Origin of the sequence: Thiohalorhabdus sp. Cl-TMA (assembly GCF_041821045.1) — a bacterium.
Taxonomy (GTDB): Bacteria; Pseudomonadota; Gammaproteobacteria; order Thiohalorhabdales; family Thiohalorhabdaceae; genus Thiohalorhabdus; species Thiohalorhabdus methylotropha.
Map to the genome: position 1 here is coordinate 64,296 of NZ_JBGUAW010000002.1, position 19,874 is coordinate 84,169.

Here is a 19,874-nt window from a genome sequence, read left to right on the forward strand (position 1 = left end):
CCCTTCTCGACATCCGCATCCCGCCGGGAGTCGGCTGTCAGCTGCCGGCGCTCTGGCCGTACTTGCGGCGGAACTTCTCCACCCGGCCGGCGGTGTCCACGATCTTCTGCTGCCCGGTGAAGAAGGGGTGACAGGACGAGCACACGTCCACGTGGATATCGCCCACCGTGGTCCGGGTCTCGAAGCTGTGCCCGCAGGCGCAGCTCACCGTGGCGGTTTGGTATTCGGGATGGATCCCTTCCTTCATCGCAGGGCCCTCGAAATGCTGGAAACGCCGTTGGAAAAGCTGGATAGCTTATAAGGGATTGCGGTTTTTCGCAAGTCAGCGGTTCATGCTGGCGAAGAAATCCTCGTTGTCCTTGGTGGCCTTGAGCTTCTCCTGCAGGAATTCCATGGCCTCGTTGGAATCCATGGGGTGCAGCAGCTTGCGCAGGATCTGGGTCTTCTGCAGCTCCTCCTGGTTCATGAGGAGCTCCTCGCGGCGGGTGCCGGAGCGGTTGATGTTGATGGCCGGATACAGGCGCTTCTCGGACATCTTGCGGTCCAGGTGGAGCTCCAGGTTGCCGGTACCCTTGAACTCCTCGAAGATCACCTCGTCCATGCGCGAGCCCGTATCCACCAGCGCCGTGGCCATTATGGTCAGGCTGCCGCCCTCCTCGATGTTGCGGGCCGCGCCGAAGAAGCGCTTGGGCTTGTGCAGGGCGTTGGCGTCCACACCACCGGTGAGCACCTTGCCGGAGCTCGGCACCGTGGTGTTGTAGGCGCGGGCCAGACGGGTGATGGAGTCGAGCAGGATCACCACGTCGTTCTTGTGCTCCACCAGACGCTTGGCCTTCTCGATGACGATCTCCGCCACCTGGGTGTGGCGCTGGGCGGGCTCGTCGAAGGTGGAGGAGACCACCTCGCCGCGCACCGAGCGCTGCATCTCCGTCACCTCCTCGGGCCGCTCGTCGATGAGCAGCACGATGAGGTAGCACTCCGGGTTGTTGGCGGTGATGGAGTGGGCGATGGACTGCAGCATCATGGTCTTGCCCGCCTTGGGCGGGGAGACCAGGAGGCCGCGCTGCCCTTTGCCCACCGGCGCCACCAGGTCGATGATCCGCCCGGTCAGATCCTTCGGGTCGCTGTTCTCCACCTCCATGCGCAGCCGCTCGTCGGGAAACAGCGGCGTGAGGTTGTCGAGGAGCACCTTGTGCTTGGTGTTCTCCGGCGCCTCGAAGTTGATCTGCTCCACCTTGAGGAGGGCGAAGTAGCGCTCGCTGTCCTTGGGCGGGCGGATCTGGCCGGCCACCGTGTCGCCCACGCGCAGGTTGAAGCGCCGGATCTGACTCGGCGACACGTAGATGTCGTCGGGGCCCGCCTGATAGGAGGCGTCCGCCGCCCGCAGGAAGCCGAAGCCGTCAGAGAGGATCTCCAGGACCCCCTCGCCATAGATGTTCTCTCCCTGCTTGGCCCGGGCCTTGAGGATGTTGAAGATCAGGTCCTGCTTGCGCAGGCGGCCTACACCTTCGATTCCCATTTCCTGGGCCAGCTCGTTGAGGTCGTAGGCGGTTTGTGCCTTTAGATCATTGAGGTTCATGAGTGCGATTCGGTCCTGACTGCGTTTCCTGGGTAGCGAGGGGGTTTGGGTTGGCGAATCGGGAGTGATCTCAGCTAGGGCATGGCCGCACGCGGCGGCGGAGGAAGCGACGCATGGGTGGCGCCACTTCAAGGTATGGTTCAACAATACGGCAACCCAGGGATTGGCGGAGACTCCTGGTGGCTCCGGTCAATCCCCGTAAGCCGGGTCGTCTTTCGCTTGCTGCTATCGGGGCCGCGGGTTGCGTGGCGAGCCGGTCCTGGCGCTGGCTACGTTGCCCTTCGGCCCCGGTTCCTGGATCCGGGTCGGGGGCCGGGCTCCGTTCCCGGAGGAGCGGAAGCCCAACGACGATCCTACAGGTTTTCCTCGACGAAGGCCTGCAGCTGGGCCTTGGACAGCGCGCCCACCTTGGTGGCCTCCACATTGCCGCCCTTGAACAGCATCAAGGTGGGGATCCCGCGCACGCCGTACTTGGGGGGCGTGTTGGGGTTCTCGTCGATATTCAGCTTGGCAACTTTCAGCTTGTCGGCGTACTCGTCCGATACCTCGTCGAGGATCGGCGCGGTCATCTTGCAGGGACCGCACCATTCGGCCCAATAATCCACCAGCACCGGCTTGTCAGAGTTCAGCACCTCCTGTTCGAAAGTGCCATCGGTGACATCCAGAGTCGAGCTCATCCCTTCCTCCTGCGCTGGACCGGACGTATAGGGATATTTAACCGTCCGATCGCCGTTTCGGTAAAGGGGGCGCAGCCTGCCGCCGGCCCCCTATCGGGCCGCGGGGCTTGGTCAATGTAAGGGGGTCGCAGTCGGCGGTCAACCCTACCGGAATGGGTGGGCCCCTGTCATTCGCGGGACCTAGCCTCCACGGCTTCCTGGAGGTGCATGGCGTCTAGGATAGCATTTCCCCCTTGGACCGCCGTGAAGAAAACGAAGTTCGCGCGCCCCGCCCGGCCGCGCCGAACCAGGTACTCCGCGAGCCTGTCCAGGCTTTCCGGAGAATAGCGTCCGGGACCCCCGAGGCGGTAGTAGACGGCTCCCGGGGCACGCTCCCCCGGCCCGGGCCGGGCCTCCGTCAGGATCTCGGCGGTGCCGTCCAGGTGCAGGGTCCGGGGCCAGAAGGCGGCCGCCCGGGTCGGCGGCTTCTGCGGCCAGACCAGGACCGCCAGCTTGTCGCCCAAAGGCTCCAAGAGCCGCGCGAGGGGGGCCGGGTCCCGGCCGGCGGCCAGACGACGGCCCCACTCGCCCGTCAGGGAGAGGCTGAGGGTGGCGTCCTCGAGGGTCTCCTCGTCCCAGAAAGCCACCGTTTCCGCGTCCGGTGGCTCGGCGAGGGGCGGAATTTCCAGGGCATGGAACTGGGTGGTGTAGTACTCCAGCATCCAGTCTTCCGGTAGATCCTCCGGATAAAAGCCGCTGGCGTCCTCGGGGAGTACCCAGCCCCGTGTGCCGATATGAATGCCGCTTTCCCGCCGATCCATGCGGTCTCTTCTCTCCCGTACGCGGAATGGGTAAAGGAGTCATGCGCACTTTGCTATAGTGATCTGTTCGGATTCTAGCAAGCGTCGCCCGGTCTGTACCGGATGGCGAAAGTGCTCCATTCTCCTGAAGCGCGGAGGTTTCTCCCGATGAAAGCGCTGTTGAAGCGGCGGCACGGCGGCGACCCGGATGCGGGGCGGCGGGGGCTCCTGCGCGGGCTGGCGGGCACGGTTGGCGGCGGCCTCCTGGCCCTGAGCGGCACGCGCTCGGCCCCCGCCCAGCAGGACGATCTCGCCTTCCCCGGCGACGAGCCGGACGTGAAGGTACTCTACCAGCTCAATCACGCCGAGCCCGAGTACCAGCGGCATATCGTGCACAGTGCCTCCGTGGTGCTGAAGCACTATAATAACCATGTGGCCATCGTGCTCGAATGCTTCGGTCCGGGGATCCACCTCCTGCTCAAGGAGCCGCAGCGGCCGGTGGATCCCGGGCTCCGCGAGCGGGTGCGCAGCCTCTCCGCCTACGGCGTCAAGTTCCACGCCTGCGGGGAGACGCTCAAGGCGCTGGATCTCGGCAAGGAGGCCCTGATCGACGAGGCCGTCTACGTGGCCAGCGGCGTCGTCGATATGGTGGAGCTGCAGCGCAACAAGGGATACACCTACGTGGCCTGGTGAGGCCGGGAGGAGTCGAGCCGTGGTGGGCAAGATCATACTGGCCGTGGGTGCCGTTTCCGTCGTGGCGGGCGGCGTGGGCGGTTTCCTGACCGGGTTCCAATCCCCCGTGTATGCGCTGGTCCCCGTGGGCCTGCTACTGCTCATGGTTGGTATGGTGCAGTCCCTGAACACCTCGGACTGAAGCCGTCGCTGCGGAGGCCGCCATGCCGACCCTCTACCACTACCCCTTCTGCCCGCCCGCCCAGCGGGTGCGTCTGGCGCTGGGCGCCAAGGGGGTGGAAGCCGAGCAGATCGCCCTGCCCTACACCGACCTGGAAACCCCCATCGAGCTGGCGGGGAAGAAGCAGCTTCCCGTCTATGTATCGGACTCGGGAGAAGCCCTGCTCGAATCGGAGACCATCCTCCGCCGTCTGGAGGAGGAGCGGCCCGAGCCGCCCCTGTTCGAGGATGCGGTAGGCCCGGCGGATTACGAAGCGCTCAAGCGCTGGATGGGGGAGCTGGAGGTCCTGGTGGATCGGCTGCGGGGGCCGACCCAGCTCGGCTACAGCGGTCTGGGCGATGACGAGGAGGCCGCCGAGTACTTCCGCCGCCAGGTGGAGCACCGCCACGGTGCCCGGCTGGAGGAGCTGGTGAACGCCCGCTACGCCGACTACCGGCAGTTCGAGGCCGCCGCGGAGCTGCGGCGCTTCGCCAACGTGCTGGCCAAGAGCCGCTTCTTCAGCGGTCGGTTGTCCGTGGCCGACCTCCACATCGTCAGTGAATGGGGGTTCCTGCGCTGGGTGGACGGCGTTTCGCCGCCACTGGACCTGCTCTACTACTTCGAGCGGGTGGAGGATGCCTGCGGGGTGAAGCTGGCGAGCGGCGAGGATGCGCTGTTTTGAGGACGGGAAAGACCAGAATGAATCGCCAAGGACGCCAAGCGCGCTAAGGGAAACGGCAGGAGGCCTGAGTAGCGGCTTTCCGGGCGGGGGTTGGCCGGGGGGCGGCCGTACCTTCCGTACGGCCCCGTGTGCGCTCTTTACGCCGGATGGCCCGAGCCCCCGGGCTACCGAAACCTCGTCAGGCGGTTGGTTGGCTTTACTTGGCGTCCTTGGCGGTTAACAGTAATGCCCTTCTCGCCGCAGGGCTGCTCAGACGCCTTTATGGAAGCGCATGCTGCCGGCGTCGGGATCCAGGTCCACCAGGTAGCCGTTGCCGTCGGCCTTGTCGTGGAGCTGCGCCAGCGGCTTGATGTGCTGGTGCTTTCCGGCCCCGAGCACCGCCTGTACCGGATAGAGCGCGGGCCGCTTCAGGTCGGGCTTCTCGTTCAGGGGGTCCAGATGCTGGGCCATGGCCACCAGATCCTGAACGGGCTCGCCCTCGAACCAGACCACCACCTCGTCGCCGTTATCCAGGGCGTCCGACAGCAGGTCCATCGCCGCTTCGCCCTGCCACTGGATATCGCGGGCCATATCCGTCTCCTCGGGTTGTAGGGGTTCTCCGACCATACATAAGGACAGCGGGGGCGCTCTACAACCGCCGGGGGCCTTTGCCTCCGCGCCCCGCAGAGTCGTCGTCGAGCTGATAGTTCGTCTCCTCCGGTACGGATTCGCCCTTCTCGATCCGCGCCATCTTCACGGCGAGCCGGACGTCGTTGACGGAGTCGGCGTGCCCCTGGGCGTCCTCGGCGGTGATCTCGCCGCGGTTGTACAGGTCCAGCAGGGCCTGGTCGAAGGTCTGCATGCCCTCGTCCCGGGACTCCTCCATGGCCTGCTTGATTTCCCCGAATCGGCCCTGGGCGATGAGGTCTGCCACGGTGGGGGTATTGAGTAGGATCTCCACGGCCGCAACCCGCCCCCGGCCGTCGGCGCGCGGAATCAGGCGCTGGGAGATCACCGCCCGCAGGTTCAGGGACAGGTCCATGAGGGTCTGGTTGTAGCGATCCTCGGTGAAGAAGTTTACGATCCGCTCCATTGCCTGATTGGCGTTGTTGGCGTGGAGCGTGGAGATGGCGAGGTGGCCGGTGTCGGCGAAGGCGATGAGGTGCTCCATGACCCGGGCGTTGCGCACCTCGCCGATCAGGATCACATCCGGGGCCTGCCGCAGGGTGTTCTCCAGCGCGGACTCCCAGGACAGCGTGTCCATGCCGAGCTCGCGCTGGTTCACCAGGGACTTCTTGTGGCTGTGCACGTACTCGATGGGATCTTCCACCGTAATGATATGATCCGCGCTCGTGCTGTTGCGGTGGTCGATCATGGCGGCCAGGGTCGTGGACTTTCCGGAGCCTGTGGCGCCCACCACCAGCACCATGCCGCGCTGGGCATCGATGACTTCCCGCACCCGGGGGGGCAGGTGGAGCTCCTCGAAAGAGGGAATCACGTCGTAGATGCGCCGGATCACGAGGCCCACGGTGCCCCGCTGCCGGAAGAGGTTGACGCGGAACCGTCCGAGCCCCGAATAAGACAGGGCCAGATTCAGCTCCAGGTCGCGCTCGAACTCCGCCTTCTGGCGCTCGTTGAGGATGGAGGCGGCGATCCGCTCCGTGTCCTCGGCCTTGACCGGGGTTTTGCCGACTCGGGCGAGCCGGCCATCCACTTTCATGGAGGGCGGGGTGCCGGTGCTGAGGTAAAGGTCCGAGCCCGCTTTATCCACCATGAACTTCAGTAACGCATTCAAATCCATAAATAATTCGCCCCTGGGTGGCCGGGAGGTAGGCCGCGGTATCGCTGGCCCCTCGGCACGGTCCCTAAATGACTATCACAGTGAAGCGGACCTGTGCAGGCTTCCTGAACGGGAAGGGAGAGACATTGTTGCGTGCCCATCGCCGGCTCCGGCGTCCAAGGGGATGGAAAGGGGGGCTGATTGCGATCGGGATTCTTTTGGCGGGCCTCGCCGTGGGTCCGGCCGTGGGCGGGGACTTGCGCGTGGAGGTCAATCTCCCCGCGTACATCCTTCGGCTCTACGACGGCGAAAAGCTGCTCATGGAGCGGCCGGTGACTATCGGCGACCCTGAACACCCCACGCCGGCGGGACGCTGGGAGGTGGACAGGCTGATCTGGAATCCGGCGTGGATTCCGCCGCGCTCCATGCGTGAAACGGCGGGCAGCGAGCGCCGCCCGCCGGGGCCGGAGAACCCCATGGGGGCGGTGAAGATCCAGCTGGCGGGCCCCTACTATATCCACGGTACCCGTCGCCTGGGGCGGCTCGGGCGTGCCATGAGCCACGGCTGCGTACGGTTGGCCAACGGTACCGCCGTACGGCTGGCGGAGCGTCTCCAGCGGCACCTGCTGTCCCCGGACCGGCGGGTGGAGATCCGGCGCCAACGCGAGGCGCATCCCGGCAGGCCTGTTCGGGTGCGGCTTCCGGAGCCGGTGCCCGTGGAGATCCGTTACCAGCCGCTGGTGCTGGACAAGACCGGCGGTGTGCTGTACCCGGATGTCTATGACCGAATCGGGGACGTTCGCTCCTATTTGCGCGAGGCCCTGGCGCGGGATCTGGACGTCCCATCCGAGCGGTTGACCCTGGGGGGAGGGAGCCTGCTGGGACGGTTGGGGGATCAATGGAGCCGGCCCCTCCAGTTCGAGCTGGAAATCAACTAGCGCGGGGTGGCCACGCACCCCGAGCAAGGAATAACCATCATGGAAGCCATCGAGGAAGCCCGGACCCGGCACCGGCTGCCGGTTCGGGGCCTGACGCCCGGCGGGGAGCGTGTCGTGGAAGCGGTCATCGGGGCCCTGGACGGTGTCGCGGCGGTGGAAGTGGATGCCGCTTCGGAAAGTCTGGAGGTCTGGGTGGAGGGGGACTCCGGAGCGGTTCTGGCGGCAGTGGCGGACGCGGTGGCCGGTGCGGGCTGCACCCTCGAGGGCCATGAAGGGGAGGCCCCGGCGGCCGAGCTGCTGTTGCCGGTGCCCGGACTGGAGGGCGGCCGGGAGGCGGCCCGCCTCCGCGAGGTGCTCGGTGCCGAAACGGGCGTTATGGACGTGATGCTGGAGGGCGCGTCCGGACAGGTACGGATCCGCTACCTGTCCGGCTTGGTGGGGCCGGAGGCACTGGTGGTGGCCGTCGAGCAAGCGGGGTACGCGGTGCCGGTGGAGACCGGGCATTATCCGGTGCGCGACCTGCAATGCGGGACCTGCGTGGCCGGTTTGCGTGATGCGCTGCTCGATGTGCCGGGAGTTCTGGCCGCCCGAATAAACCCGGCCCTGGAGCAGGCGGACATCACCTATCTGCCGGGACGCACCGGATACGCCGATTTCCGCGATGCCGTGGCCCGTCGGGGCTTCCGGCTGATCCGCCCCGGGAGCGGAGCGGAGGAAGTCGAGCGCGAGGAGCGGGAACGGGGCCGGCGACAGGCGGATATCCGGCGGCGCCTGCTGACGGGGTCGGGGCTGCTTCTGCCCATCCTGCTGCTGGCCAACTGGTCGCGCCTGGGCTTGCAGGGGGCGCTGCCCCTGGACGCGGCGGTCAATCAAGCCCTGCAGCTGCTTTTCGTGCTGCCGCTGATCGCCTATGCGGGCGCTCCCGTCTATGCCGGGGCCTGGCGGGTGGCCCGGCGCGGCACCGCGGATGCCAACACACTGGCGGCCCTGGGCATAACGGCGGTCTCGTTCCTCAGCCTGGCGGTCCTGCTGGCCCCGGAGGGGCTTCATACCGGGAGAACGGCAGGGTTGCCGGCTTTTGACGCGGCCGGGGGTATGGTGGTCCTGCTCCTGCTGACGCGGTGGCTCGAGGGCTGCGCGCAGGGGCGCCTTCGCGAGGCCCTTCACCGGCTTGTCCGGCTCATTCCCGGGCGGGCCCGTGTGGTCCGCGGCGAGGGGGTGGCGGATATGGCGGTGGAAGAGGTGACCTCGGGGGACGTGGTGGTGGTCCGCCCGGGGGAGCCGGTGCCGGCGGACGGACGCATCATCGAAGGGCGCTCCACCGTCGACGAGTCCATGATCACCGGCGCGGCGGCGCCGGTGGAGAAGGAGCCGGGCGCCCGGGTGGTCGGCGGCACCCTGAACCAGCACGGCACCTTCCGTTTCCGCGTCGAGGCAGCGAAGGGGCGCACGCTTCTGGCGCGCATGCTGGCGCAGCTGCGGCGTGTGCGGACATGCCAGCCGGCCTTCGCGGCCTGGGGGGAGCATATGGCCGCGAAGCTGGTGCCCGCCGTCCTTGGCGTCGCCGCGCTGGTGCTCGCGGTCTGGTGGGGGCTAGGGCCCGAGCCGGCCCTGGCCCTGTTCAACGCCGTGGCGGTGCTCATGGTGACCAGCCCCCGAGTCCTGGGGCTGGCGGCTTCTTCCTCGGTGGTGGTTGGCGCCGGCATCGGGGCGATGCAGGGGATCCTCGTCCGGTCCGCCAGGGCCCTGGAGCGCGCCCACCGGGTGGATACCGTGGTGCTCGGAAAGACCGGGGTCCTGACGCGGGGGCGGCCGGAAGTGGTGGAGGTGGTGGCGAGCCATCCCGAGGCCCACTGGCTCCCCGATGTGGCCGCCCTGGAGGAAGGCAGCGACCATGTGCTGGCCGAGGCGCTCCGGATGTATGCCCGCGAGCAGGGCTGCCAAGGAGGGCGCCCGGAGCGCTTCGAGGTCTGGCCGGGCCAGGGAGTGTTCGGGATCGTGAACGGCCGGATGGTAGTCTGCGGCAACGCCACCCTCGCCAGGGAGGTGGGCGTGGATGCCGATCCCCTGCAGGGGCGCGCCCGGGCACTGGAAGAGCAGGGTCGGACGGTGCTCTGGGTGGGCGTGGACGGGGACCTGATGGGTCTTGTGGCCGTTGGCGACCCCGTGCGGGAATCGGCGGTGGAGGCGGTGCGGGAGCTACGACGCGACGATAAGCAGGTGGTTCTGCTTACCGGGGGCAGTCCGCGCACCGCCCATGCCCTTGCCCGGCAGGTGGGGGTGGCGAAGGTGGTGGCCGGCGCCCTGCCGGAGCACAAGGCCGAAGAGATCCGCCGGCTCCGGGAACAGGGGCGGGAGGTGGCGGTGGTCGGAGAGGCCGTGAAGGATGCCCCGGCCCTGGCCCGGGCCGATATCGGCATCGCCCTGGGCGCTTACGCCGACGGCGCCTCGGCGGTGGGGGATATGGCCCTGCTGCGCGGCGATCTCCGGCTGGTTCGGCGGGCCCTGCGTCTCGCCCGGCTGACCGCGCGCAACGCGCGCCAGAACCTGGCCTGGGCGGCGGCCTACAACGGGGTCGGCATCCCCGTGGCCGCCGGACTGCTGTATCCTTTCCTCGGCTGGACGCTGTCTCCGGTGGTGGCCACCGCCGCCATGGGGGCCGCGTCCCTGCTGGTGGCGATCAATGCCTTGCGGCTCCGGAGGGTGCGCCTTTGAGTCCCGAAGTGATGTGGCTGACCGCGGCGGTGGCCTTTGCCGCGGCCTATGCCGTCGGCTCCCTGACCTCGGCGGTGGTGGTTTCCCGGGCGCTGGGTCTGCCCGATCCCCGCTTCGCCGGCTCCGGAAACCCCGGCGCCACCAACGTCCTGCGCCTGGGCGGCAAGCTGCCCGCGGCCCTGACCCTGGCGGCCGATATCCTCAAGGGGACCGTCCCGGTAGCCGTGGCGATGATCTGGCTGAGCGGCTGGCCGCTGGCCCTCGTGGCCGCCGCCCCCTTCCTCGGACACCTGTTCCCCGCCTATTCCGGCTTCCGCAACGGCGGCAAGGGCGTGGCCACCGGACTCGGCGTCTACCTGGCCCTGGCGCCGGCGGTGGCTGGCTCCCTGGTAGCTACCTGGCTGACGGTGGCCGCCCTGACCCGGTACTCGTCGCTCTCTGCCCTGGCGGCGGCGGTCAGCGTGCCCCTGTGGAGCGCCTACTGGCACCCCGGCCACGGCCCGCTCATCGCTCTGGGCGTGGTGCTGGCCCTGCTCCTCGTCTACCGCCACAAGGGCAACATCACTCGTTTGGTCCGGGGCGAGGAGTCCCGCATCGGCGACAAGTCCAAAACCGCCTGAACGACTTTGAACCGCCAAGGACGCCAAGAAAAGTCACAAGAAGAGTAAAAGGGCGCAAGGGGGTGCGGTCCGGCTCCAGCGTTCTTTACCCCTGCTTTTCTTCTGCACTGTTCGTCTTCTTGGTGCGCTTGGCGTACTTGGCGGTAAGCCCGCCATTAGGAGGTCAGGTGGTAGGCGGATGCAGCTCGTCGAGGGGCCAGCGGGCCACGGCGGTGCGGTCCCAGCCGTCGCGCTCGCCGGCGACCAGCCGCAGGCCCCCGGCGTGGGCCACCATGGCGCCGTTGTCGGTGCAGAAATCGGGGCGCGGGAAGTGCAGGCCCACGCCCAGCTCCTCGGTGGCCGCCGCGAAGCGGGTGCGCAGGTGGGCGTTGGCGCCCACGCCGCCGGCTACCACCAGGCGATCCAGCCCCGCCTGCTCCAGGGCGCGCGCCGATTTGCGCCAGAGGACGTCTACCACCGCCTCCTGGAAGCTCGCGCAAAGGTCGGTCCGGAATCCCGGGTCCGGGTCGTCGCCCGCGGCCTTGGCGGCATTGAGTACGGCGGTCTTCAGGCCGGAGAAGCTGAAGTCGAGATTGGGCTTGTCCACCATGGGGCGCGGCAGGTCGAAGGCCGCCGCGTCGCCTCCCTCCGCGGCCCGGGCCACCGCCGGGCCGCCCGGGAAGCCGAGCTCCAGGAGCTTGGCGGTCTTGTCGAAGGCCTCGCCGGCGGCGTCATCCAGGCTCTGGCCCAGCAGGCGGTAGCGTCCCACCCCCGACACCTCGGCGAGCAGGGTATGGCCCCCGGAGACCAGCAGGGCCAGGAAGGGGAATTCCGGCGGCCGCTCCTCCAGGGCCGGTGCCAGCAGGTGGGCCTCCAGGTGATGGATGCCCAGGAAGGGCAGCTCCCGGGCGAAGGCGATGGCCTTGCCGGCGGAAAGCCCCACCAGCAGCGCCCCCAGCAGCCCCGGTCCCGCGGTGGCGGTTACCCCGTCCACGGCGTCCAGGTCGAGCCCGGCGTCCGCCAGGGTTCGCTCCACCAGGGGGATGGTGCGCCGGATATGGTCCCGCGAGGCCAGCTCCGGGACCACGCCGCCGTAAGTGGCGTGGATCTCGGTTTGGGAGTGGAGGCGGTGGGCGAGCAGACCGGCTTCGCTGTCCCAGAGGGCGATGCCGGTTTCATCGCAGGAGGTTTCGATACCGAGAACGCGCACGGGGCCTCGCGCTTGGTTGCTGGCTGGGAGGCCTATTCTAGGCGCTCCGCCGCGCTACGGGAATATGCCGGCATACCGCGTGCGGCGCCCTTTGCCGGAGGCTTGCAATGGGTTGCCTTACGAGCGTAGAATAATCAGTTTTCCGGTGAAGTCGGCTAGCCACGAGGAGGGGTGTCTATGACAGCCGTCAAGGTACGCGATAACGAGCCGTTCGAAGCCGCGCTCAAGCGCTTCCGCAAATCCTGCGAAAAGGCGGGCGTTATCTCCGAAGCTAGGCGCCGCGAGCGCTACGAGAAGCCCACCGAAGCCCGCAAGCGCAAGGAAGCCGCCGCCCGCAAGCGCCTGCTCAAGCGCCTTCGCCGGCAGCAGCGCCGCATGGAGCGCAGCACCAGCGGCTGGCGTAACCGCTAGGTTACGGCGTGACCCTGAAAGACCGGATCAACGATGATACCAAGGCCGCCATGCGGGCCAAGGACAAGGCCCGTCTGGGGACTTTGCGCATGCTGAGCTCGGCTCTCAAGGACGCCGAGATCAAGCAGGGCGAGGAGCTCGCCGAGCCGGACCAGCTCGCGCTCATCAACAAGCTGATCAAGCAGCGCCGGGACTCTGCCGAGCAGTACCGCGATGCCGGCCGCGAGGAGCAGGCCGCCGCGGAGGAAGCCGAGGCGGAGGTGCTCGCGGAGTACCTGCCTCCCGCCCTGAGCCAGGAGGAGGTGGACGCCGCAATCGACGAGGCCATCAGCGAGAGCGGCGCCAGCGGCCCACAGGATATGGGAAGCGTCATGGGCCGGCTCAAGGGCAAGCTGCAGGGCCGGGCGGACCTCGGTGCGGTGAGCCAGCGCGTCAAGGAGCGTTTGGGCTCCTGAGCGGTCGAAAAAACGCGAGTGGACCTGTCTCCCCCGTGGATATTGAATTCCCGGGGGTGTGCTGTTGTTGGAGGACGGCTACGGGGCCGGGCCCGCGGGGCGGCGGCCGAGGAAGTGGCTACCCTTCTGTTCCGTACGGGCGCTCGCAAGCCCTCAAGCACCTGTAGAACGCGTCAAGGCTGCGGTGACTCAACTGATTTCCGACCGCGAGATACCCAGGCAGGCTGGCGATCCTCGCCTGCCCACGCTCCTGGGCCGGTATGCCTCCGGCGCCACCCCGCCGGATGATCCGCTGGAGACCGGCCGAATCCGCCGCGTCCTCCGGGAACGGACCGCCAACCCGTACGGGTCGGAGCGGGCCGATTCCCTGGATCCGTTGCGCGATGCCGAGGCCGTGGCCGGACGGTTGGTCCTGGCCGCCGCGGTGGCCGAGGAAACGGCCGCGGGCAGGCCCCTGCCCCGTCTCGCCCTGCCGGATATCCGCTCCGCGCTGAAACGGGCCCGAATCGAGAACGCGGTGCTCGAGACCGATGACCTCGGCGCCGTCCATCATTTCCTGATCGCCGCCGCCGAGGTGGAAGCCTGCGCGGCGGAGGTCGAGAATCCCCTGCTCGCCGAATACCTGGGCGGCTTCTCCCGGCCGGAGGAGCTGGTCCGCCACCTGGACCGGATCATGGATCCGGCGGGCGGCATCCGGGACCAGGCGAGCCCCGAGCTGGCCGCCGCGCGGGCCGGGGTGCGCCAGGCCCGGGACCGGGTGCGCAGCCACCTCGAGCAGCGGGCGCAGAGCAATGCGCTTCGCCCCCTTCTCCAGGATACGCGGGTAACCCTGCGCCAGGGGCGCTACGTGCTGCCGGTCAAGGCCGAGAGCCAGGGCCGGGTCAAGGGCGTGGTGCATGCCGCCTCGGGCAGCGGGGAGACCGTGTTCATGGAGCCCCTGGACGCGGTGTCCCTGAACAATGCCCTGGAGCAGGCGGAGAATCAGGTGCTGCGCGAGGAGTATCAGGTGCGGGTGCTGGCCACCCGCGCCGTGGCGCGCGCCAGTGAGGAGCTGGAAGGCGCGGAGGGCTTCCTGGGCCTGCTGGATCTACTCCAGGCGGGCGAGCGCCTGCGCGCCGATCTGGGCGGCTCCGTGCCCGAGCTCTCGGGCGGTCCGGAATTCGACCTGGAAGCGGCGGCCCATCCCCTGCTGGTGCTGGAGCACGGTCGCGAGTCGGTGGTGGCCACCGATCTCGCCCTGGGCGGCGAGGCCCGCTGTCTGGTGGTGTCCGGGCCCAATACCGGCGGCAAGACCGTACTGCTCAAGACGGTGGGCCTCGCCCACTGGATGGCCTACTGCGGCCTGCCCATCGCCGCCAGCGGCCGCGTGGGCGCTTTCGCCGACCTCTGGGCCGTGATCGGCGACCAGCAGAGCCTGGCGGCGGACCTGTCCACCTTCTCCGCGCAGCTGGTGCGCTTGAAGGGGGTACTGGAGGGGGTGGACGAGCACCGGATGGTGCTCATCGACGAGCTGGGCTCGGGCACCAACCCCGGCGAGGGCAGCGCCCTGGGCGTGGCCGTCCTGGAACGGCTCCGCCGCGCCGGATCCGTGGCGCTGGTATCCACGCACCTCGACCGGCTCAAGCACTATGCCGTGCGTCATCCCGGGGTGGTCAACGCCGCCCTGTCCTTTGACGTGGAGCATCTCGCCCCCACCTATCGGGTGGAATGGGCCCAGGCCGGCCGCTCCCAGGCGCTCGAGATCGCCGAGCGCCTGGGCCTGCCGGGAGACTTGCTGCAGGAGGCGCGGGAGGCCCTTGGGGAGGAGACCCAGGAGGTGGAGCGGCTGCTGGCGGAGCGGGACCGATTGCTGGCGGAGGCCACCGCGGAGCGTCAAGAGGCTACGGAGGCCCGCCGTCGCGGCGAGGCGGCGGAGCGGGAAGCCCGGAGCCTGCGGGAACGGCTGTCCGCGGAGCGCGAGGAGGCCTTCGGCAAGGTAGAAGCCCAGTGGAACCAGGCCCTGGAGTCGGCACGCGCGGAGGTGCGCGAGATCATCCGGCACCTCAAGGAGACCGGAAACACCGCGGCCGCCGACGAGGCGTTGGCGCGCCTGGACGCGGAGTTCCGTCGCCAGGCGCCGACGGAACAGGCGGAAGCCCCTGTTGTCGAACAGCCACTGAGGGTCAATGTTGGGGATCGGGGACGTCTCGCCCCGTTCCGACAGGCCGGCGAGGTGGTGGGTGTCGACCACGACCGGGGCGAGGTGGAGATGGACCTGGGCGGCAAGCGGGTGACCGGCAAGCTGGAGAACTTCCAGCGCACGCAGGCCGCCGAGCCCGAGGCCCCGGCCGCGGAGCCGGCGGCCCCTAGTGGCGGGGGAACAGGCCGCCGGGGGCCGTCACTGCCGGAGAGTACCCAGATCGACCTGCGCGGCAAGCGGCGGGACGAGGCTATGGCCGCGCTGCAGCATTTCCTGGACAACGCCTATGGTGCCGGACTCGGTCACGTTACCGTGCTGCATGGCAAGGGGACGGGCGTGCTGTCCAAATCGGTCCAGGAGATGCTGACCGATGACGGCCGTGTGGCCCGGTTCGGTTTCGCCCGGCCGGAGGAAGGCGGGGCCGGCGTTACCGAGGTGGAATTCAAGAAGGGCGGTTCCAGCGCCCGCTCCGGCTGACGGAGAAAAGAGGCCCTCCCATGGGGCGAATTCCCCAATCATTCATCGATGAGCTCCTGGCCCGCGCCGATATTGTGGAGGTCGTCGATGAATGCGTTCCCCTGAAAAAGCAGGGGGGCAATTTCAAGGCCCGGTGCCCGTTCCACGAAGAGCGGACTCCATCGTTCAATGTAAACCCGGAACGCCAGATCTTCCACTGTTTCGGGTGCGGGGCGGGAGGGAACGTGCTCGGGTTCCTCATGGAGTACGAGCATCTCCGCTTCCCCGAGGCGGTCCGGGAGCTGGCCGGTCGTTACGGTCTGGAGGTGCCCGAGGAGGCCGGTGGCGGCCGGGAGGACCGCGACACAGAGGGCCCGAGCCCGGCCTTCCTGGCCGAGGTCAACGAGAAGGCGGCCCGCTACTACGAATACCAGCTCCGCCACCACGAGCAGGCGGAGCAGGTGCAGAGCTATTTGCAGGAAAGGGGGATCAGCGGCGAAACCGCCGCCCGTTTCCGGCTCGGCTTCGCGCCGGCCGGATGGCGCAATCTGGCCGGGGCGCTGGGCCGGGACGCGGCGAACCGTGAGGCCCTGGAAGCGCTCGGCCTGGTGATCAATCGTAGCGGCTCGGTCTACGACCGTTTCCGCGAGCGGCTCATGTTCCCCATCCGCGACCGCCGCGGGCGCGTGATCGCCTTCGGGGGCCGGGTGCTGGGGGACGGTGAGCCCAAATACCTGAACTCCCCGGAGGGGCCGCTCTTTCACAAGGGGCGGGAGCTGTACGGGCTGCACGAGGCGCGCCAGGCGCTGCGCCGGGAGCAGCGGGCCCTGGTGGTGGAAGGCTACATGGACGTGATCGCCCTGGCCCAGGCCGGAGTGGATCATGCCGTGGCTCCGTTGGGCACGGCGCTCACCGGCGACCAATTGCGTCTCCTGCTGCGTACGGTGCCCGAGGTGGTGTTCTGCTTCGACGGGGACGACGCGGGTCGGGATGCCGCGTGGCGCGCCCTGGAGACCGCGTTGCCCGAGGCCGGTCAGGGGCGCTTGGTACGATTCTTGTTTCTTCCCGAAGGGGAAGACCCCGACAGTTTGGTGCGCCGCGAGGGCGCGGCGGCCTTCCGAGAACGGCTGGACGCGGGCCTTCCGCTGTTCGAGTTCATGATCCAGGGCCTGAAGGAGCGCGTGGATCTGGATTACGCCGAAGGGCGCGATCGGCTGCTGGAATTGGCCGGTCCCTTCTACGGTCATATACGGGACGAGAAAGTACGCGATTTACTGGTGCAGCGCCTGGATGGCATTGTCAAACTCGGCCAAAAACAAGTCATTCGTCATCTGCAGCGGAGCATGCCGCGAAATCGCGGGTCTAACGTAGCGGAGGGAGCCGATCAGGTACAGCGCTCCCTGGAATTCTTGCGGCGTCAACCGGTTACGCGGCGCGCCCTGCTGCTTTTGCTGTATGACCCCCATCAGCTGGCGGAGGACGTGCTGGCGGTGGCGGACGATCTGTCCCGGCACCGCTCGACAGGCATCCACCTGCTGCTCTCGGCGTCCGAGATCGTGCACGCGCATCCGGAGATCTCCGTGGGAGCGCTGATCGAGCACATGCGTCAGATTCCCTACGGAGAGGCGCTGGCCCAGCTGGCCGGACAGGACCCCGGGGTGCCGCCCGAAGGCCGGCGGATGGAGCTGAAGGGATGCCTGCACAAGCTCCAGGTCCACGCCATCCAGGCGCGCCTGGACGCCCTGGAGGAGCAGGCTCGGGCTAGCTCCCTGTCCACCGAGGAGTGGAAGGAGTTCACCGACCTCAAACGTCAGAAGCAGGACCTGGAACGGATCGCCGCCCCGCAGCCGGGTCCGGCGACGCAATGACGGACACCGTCCCTGCCCTTCAGGCGCGGGCCGTCAAAGACCAACGGTCCGGGCGGGGAGCCGACCCGGACGAGCCCCAGTCGCAGCACCGGGACCCAAGAGCCTATGTATCAGTTCAGCCAGGAGGGATTGCCGCATGAGTAACCAGGCCGAGCGCTCCGAGCTAAAGCGCCTCATCGCGCTGGGGAAAGAGCGCGGCTACCTCACCTATAAGGAAATCAACGATCACCTCCCCGAGGACGTGCTCGAGGCCGAGCAGGTCGAGAGCATCATCAGCATGATCGGGGATATGGGGATCGAGGTCCTCGACGAGGCGCCCCAGGACGAAATGCTCATCGGGGGAACCGCGGCCACCGACGAGGATGCCGAAGAGGCGGTAGCCAACGTGGAGGCCGATCTGGGGCAGACTTCTGACCCGGTGCGGATGTACATGCGGGAGATGGGCAGCGTGCCGCTGCTGACCCGCGAGGGCGAGATCGAGATCGCCAAGCGCATCGAAGAGGGCCGGAACCAGGTGATCCGCGCTCTGTGTAGTCTGCCGTCCACCTTCGAGGAGGTGTTGTCACTCGGAGATCAGTGGAGTGAGGGCAACCTGCGTCTCGATGAGATCCTGCTGGCGGTGGACGCCGAGGAGGGTGAGCAGGGTGAGGCCAAGGAAGGCGACCTCGAACAGGAGGATGCCGCCCTCGACGCCGCCGTGGAGCAGCTTGAGGAGGAAGAAGGCGAAGCGGCGGAGCCCAGCGAGGAGGACGCCGAAAAGGAGGTCTCCAAGGAGGAGCTGGAAGCCCAGGCCACCGAATGGTTCAACCGGTGCCGGGAGCTCTATCAGGAAGCCATGGCGGTCCGGGCGGAGCAGGGTGTCCGTGCCGATCCTTACCACGAGAAGCGGGATGCCCTGGCTGCGGAATTCCAGCGCATCAAGCTCAATCCGCGGCTAATCGACGAGCTCACCGAGCGGGCCCAGCGGCAGGTGAACGAGCTGCGCCAGTCCGAGCGCTCCATCATGGATCTCTGCTGCAAGGAAGCCGGCATGGCGCGCAAGGAGTTCTTGCGCAACTTCCAGGGTTGGGAAGGGCACACCGAGTGGATGGACCAGCTCCTGGAGCAGGGCCACCCGCAGGCCACCGACCTGAAGGCGGTGCGGGACCGCGTCCGGGAGCATCAGGAAGGCCTCTCGGACATCGAGCGCCAGTCCGGCCTGCCCGTGCGGGAGGTGAAGGAGCTGCACCGCCAGATCACCACCGGCGAGGCCAAGGCCCGCCGCGCCAAGACCGAAATGGCCGAGGCCAACCTGCGGTTGGTGATCTCCATCGCCAAGAAGTACACCAACCGGGGCCTGCAGTTCCTGGACCTGATCCAGGAGGGCAACATCGGCCTGATGAAGGCGGTGGACAAGTTCGAGTACCGGCGCGGCTACAAGTTCTCCACCTACGCCACTTGGTGGATCCGGCAGGCCATCACCCGGGCCATCGCCGACCAAGCGCGCACCATCCGCATCCCGGTCCACATGATCGAGACCATTAACAAGCTCAACCGGACCTCCCGGCAGATGCTGCAGCGGATGGGCCGCGAGCCCACGCCCGAGGAGCTCGCGGAAGAGATGGAGATGCCCGAGGAGAAGGTGCGCAAGATCCTCAAGATCGCCAAGGAGCCCCTGTCCATGGAGACGCCCATCGGCGACGACGAGGACAGCGCCCTGGGTGACTTCATCGAGGACAAGAACACCCAGGCCCCGGTGGAGGCGGCCATCTCCGCCAGCCTCGCCGAGTGCACCGACGAGGTGCTCAAGGAGCTGACCCCGCGCGAGGAGAAGGTCCTGCGCATGCGCTTCGGCATCGGCATGCAGACCGACCATACCCTCGAGGAGGTGGGCAAGCAGTTCGACGTCACCCGCGAGCGTATCCGTCAGATCGAGGCCAAGGCCCTGCGCAAGCTGCGCCATCCCTCCCGTTCCAAGCGGCTCTCCAGCTTCATGGAGGTGGACAGCGAGGGCAGCAGCGCCTAATCTTCCGTCCGCGAGCTGGCGAACCCCGGTAATGGCCGGCGCGCTCCATTATGGCCGCGCCGGGCTCCGGGTACATTCATGGTTTTCTCCGGGCTCGTAGCTCAGTTGGTCAGAGCAGGGGACTCATAATCCCTTGGTCGTCGGTTCGAGTCCGACCGAGCCCACCAGCACCAGGCCTCCCGCCAAAGCGGGAGGCCTTTTTTATTTGGGGGTCATCCGGATGGTTAGGGTCCTCCCGGGCAGAAATACTGATCAGGGAGGTGCCTGACACCCAACCGGTAGCGATGTGTGAAAGGGGGAAATTCGATGGATGGACAGATCCGTATCGGCCAGCAGGGCCGCTTTGCCGTGGAGCGGGAAGACGGGCTGTTCGTCTGGATGGAAGTGCTGGAAAGGCAGGAATTACAGTCGGGTGACGTCCTGCGCGGCTGTTTTGACAGCCCATGCGGTGAATTGCTGCTCAACCGTACCCGGGGGACCAAGCTGCTCGCCTTCATCCGCGGGGTCGGTCCTCGAATGCTCGCGGACCGGTTCGTCCGGGAGGCCTCTGCGGACATCTCCTGATCCGGGAGCGTCGTTCCGCTCCCCCGGCGCGGAAGGCGGGAGACGGAACAGAAGCCCGTCAAGGCATGTGCACAGAGAGCCCCGGACGGACCCCGTCCCCGCAGGG

At 67.9% G+C, this 19,874-nt stretch carries 19 protein-coding genes and 1 tRNA gene; 13 read left to right on the forward strand and 7 right to left on the reverse strand.

Annotated elements, in window-relative coordinates:
* Positions 1–37: 37 nt before the first annotated feature.
* The 4 genes from rpmE to ACERLL_RS02530 all read right to left on the reverse strand — a co-directional run bounded on the left by rpmE (position 38) and on the right by ACERLL_RS02530 (position 3,056).
* Positions 38–247, reverse strand: coding sequence for a 50S ribosomal protein L31 (rpmE, locus tag ACERLL_RS02515; RefSeq protein ID WP_373654487.1), 210 nt, complete (start codon positions 245–247; stop codon positions 38–40).
* Positions 248–322: 75 nt separating this feature from the next.
* The gene (rho, locus tag ACERLL_RS02520) at positions 323–1,579 is read right to left on the reverse strand and encodes a transcription termination factor Rho (RefSeq protein WP_373654488.1); all 1,257 of its coding nucleotides are present in this window, start codon (positions 1,577–1,579) and stop codon (positions 323–325) included.
* Positions 1,580–1,932: 353 nt separating this feature from the next.
* The gene (gene trxA, locus ACERLL_RS02525; protein ID WP_373654489.1) at positions 1,933–2,256 is read right to left on the reverse strand and encodes a thioredoxin TrxA; all 324 of its coding nucleotides are present in this window, start codon (positions 2,254–2,256) and stop codon (positions 1,933–1,935) included.
* Positions 2,257–2,423: 167 nt separating this feature from the next.
* Complete coding sequence (locus ACERLL_RS02530) at positions 2,424–3,056, reverse strand: DUF72 domain-containing protein (RefSeq protein ID WP_373654490.1); 633 nt, start codon at positions 3,054–3,056, stop codon at positions 2,424–2,426.
* 147 nt (positions 3,057–3,203) lie between these two features.
* Here ACERLL_RS02530 and ACERLL_RS02535 point away from each other — a divergent pair, with 147 nt between their 5' ends.
* Genes ACERLL_RS02535 through ACERLL_RS02545 form a run of 3 tightly spaced genes read left to right on the forward strand, consistent with a single transcriptional unit; the run spans position 3,204 to position 4,609 of the window.
* Positions 3,204–3,728 carry a DsrE family protein gene (locus ACERLL_RS02535; RefSeq protein ID WP_373654491.1) on the forward strand — a complete coding sequence of 175 codons (525 nt, stop codon included), beginning with the start codon at positions 3,204–3,206 and terminating at the stop codon, positions 3,726–3,728.
* 19 nt (positions 3,729–3,747) lie between these two features.
* Positions 3,748–3,909, forward strand: coding sequence for a hypothetical protein (locus ACERLL_RS02540; RefSeq protein WP_373654492.1), 162 nt, complete (start codon positions 3,748–3,750; stop codon positions 3,907–3,909).
* Between the two features lie 22 nt (positions 3,910–3,931).
* Complete coding sequence (locus tag ACERLL_RS02545) at positions 3,932–4,609, forward strand: glutathione S-transferase N-terminal domain-containing protein (RefSeq protein ID WP_373654493.1); 678 nt, start codon at positions 3,932–3,934, stop codon at positions 4,607–4,609.
* Between the two features lie 249 nt (positions 4,610–4,858).
* Here the strand turns inward: ACERLL_RS02545 and ACERLL_RS02550 are convergent, their stop codons facing one another.
* Both ACERLL_RS02550 and ACERLL_RS02555 read right to left on the reverse strand, forming a co-directional pair.
* Positions 4,859–5,179, reverse strand: coding sequence for a hypothetical protein (locus ACERLL_RS02550; RefSeq protein ID WP_373654494.1), 321 nt, complete (start codon positions 5,177–5,179; stop codon positions 4,859–4,861).
* A 58-nt stretch (positions 5,180–5,237) separates the two neighbouring features.
* Positions 5,238–6,389: a PilT/PilU family type 4a pilus ATPase gene (locus ACERLL_RS02555; RefSeq protein ID WP_373654495.1), complete on the reverse strand. Its 1,152-nt coding sequence runs from the start codon at positions 6,387–6,389 to the stop codon at positions 5,238–5,240.
* 197 nt (positions 6,390–6,586) lie between these two features.
* On the opposite strand from ACERLL_RS02555, the gene ACERLL_RS02560 reads away from it, so the two are divergent.
* The 3 genes from ACERLL_RS02560 to plsY are packed head-to-tail and all read left to right on the forward strand — an operon-like array spanning position 6,587 to position 10,641.
* Positions 6,587–7,306, forward strand: a complete 720-nt coding sequence (locus ACERLL_RS02560; RefSeq protein WP_373654496.1) for a L,D-transpeptidase — start codon at positions 6,587–6,589, stop codon at positions 7,304–7,306.
* A 39-nt stretch (positions 7,307–7,345) separates the two neighbouring features.
* Positions 7,346–10,021, forward strand: a complete 2,676-nt coding sequence (locus tag ACERLL_RS02565) for a heavy metal translocating P-type ATPase (protein ID WP_373654497.1) — start codon at positions 7,346–7,348, stop codon at positions 10,019–10,021.
* Positions 10,022–10,038: 17 nt separating this feature from the next.
* Positions 10,039–10,641, forward strand: a complete 603-nt coding sequence (plsY, locus tag ACERLL_RS02570; RefSeq protein WP_373654838.1) for a glycerol-3-phosphate 1-O-acyltransferase PlsY — start codon at positions 10,039–10,041, stop codon at positions 10,639–10,641.
* Positions 10,642–10,804: 163 nt separating this feature from the next.
* On the opposite strand, the gene tsaD is transcribed toward plsY, so the two are convergent.
* Entirely contained in the window at positions 10,805–11,830 is a 1,026-nt protein-coding gene (gene tsaD, locus ACERLL_RS02575; protein WP_373654498.1) for a tRNA (adenosine(37)-N6)-threonylcarbamoyltransferase complex transferase subunit TsaD, read from the reverse strand.
* 177 nt (positions 11,831–12,007) lie between these two features.
* Between tsaD and rpsU the strand changes: the two genes are divergently transcribed.
* The 7 genes from rpsU to ACERLL_RS02610 all read left to right on the forward strand — a co-directional run bounded on the left by rpsU (position 12,008) and on the right by ACERLL_RS02610 (position 19,768).
* Complete coding sequence (gene rpsU / locus ACERLL_RS02580; RefSeq protein ID WP_373654499.1) at positions 12,008–12,241, forward strand: 30S ribosomal protein S21; 234 nt, start codon at positions 12,008–12,010, stop codon at positions 12,239–12,241.
* A gap of 8 nt (positions 12,242–12,249) precedes the next feature.
* A complete protein-coding gene (locus ACERLL_RS02585) occupies positions 12,250–12,696 on the forward strand; it encodes a GatB/YqeY domain-containing protein (protein ID WP_373654500.1) in 447 nt (148 codons plus the stop codon).
* Between the two features lie 184 nt (positions 12,697–12,880).
* Entirely contained in the window at positions 12,881–15,352 is a 2,472-nt protein-coding gene (locus ACERLL_RS02590; protein ID WP_373654501.1) for an endonuclease MutS2, read from the forward strand.
* A gap of 20 nt (positions 15,353–15,372) precedes the next feature.
* Positions 15,373–17,199, forward strand: coding sequence for a DNA primase (dnaG, locus tag ACERLL_RS02595; protein WP_373654502.1), 1,827 nt, complete (start codon positions 15,373–15,375; stop codon positions 17,197–17,199).
* Positions 17,200–17,335: 136 nt separating this feature from the next.
* Positions 17,336–19,204, forward strand: a complete 1,869-nt coding sequence (gene rpoD, locus ACERLL_RS02600) for an RNA polymerase sigma factor RpoD (protein WP_373654503.1) — start codon at positions 17,336–17,338, stop codon at positions 19,202–19,204.
* 90 nt (positions 19,205–19,294) lie between these two features.
* A tRNA-Ile gene (locus ACERLL_RS02605) sits at positions 19,295–19,371 on the forward strand.
* 139 nt (positions 19,372–19,510) lie between these two features.
* Positions 19,511–19,768: a hypothetical protein gene (locus ACERLL_RS02610; protein ID WP_373654504.1), complete on the forward strand. Its 258-nt coding sequence runs from the start codon at positions 19,511–19,513 to the stop codon at positions 19,766–19,768.
* Positions 19,769–19,874: the final 106 nt, after the last annotated feature.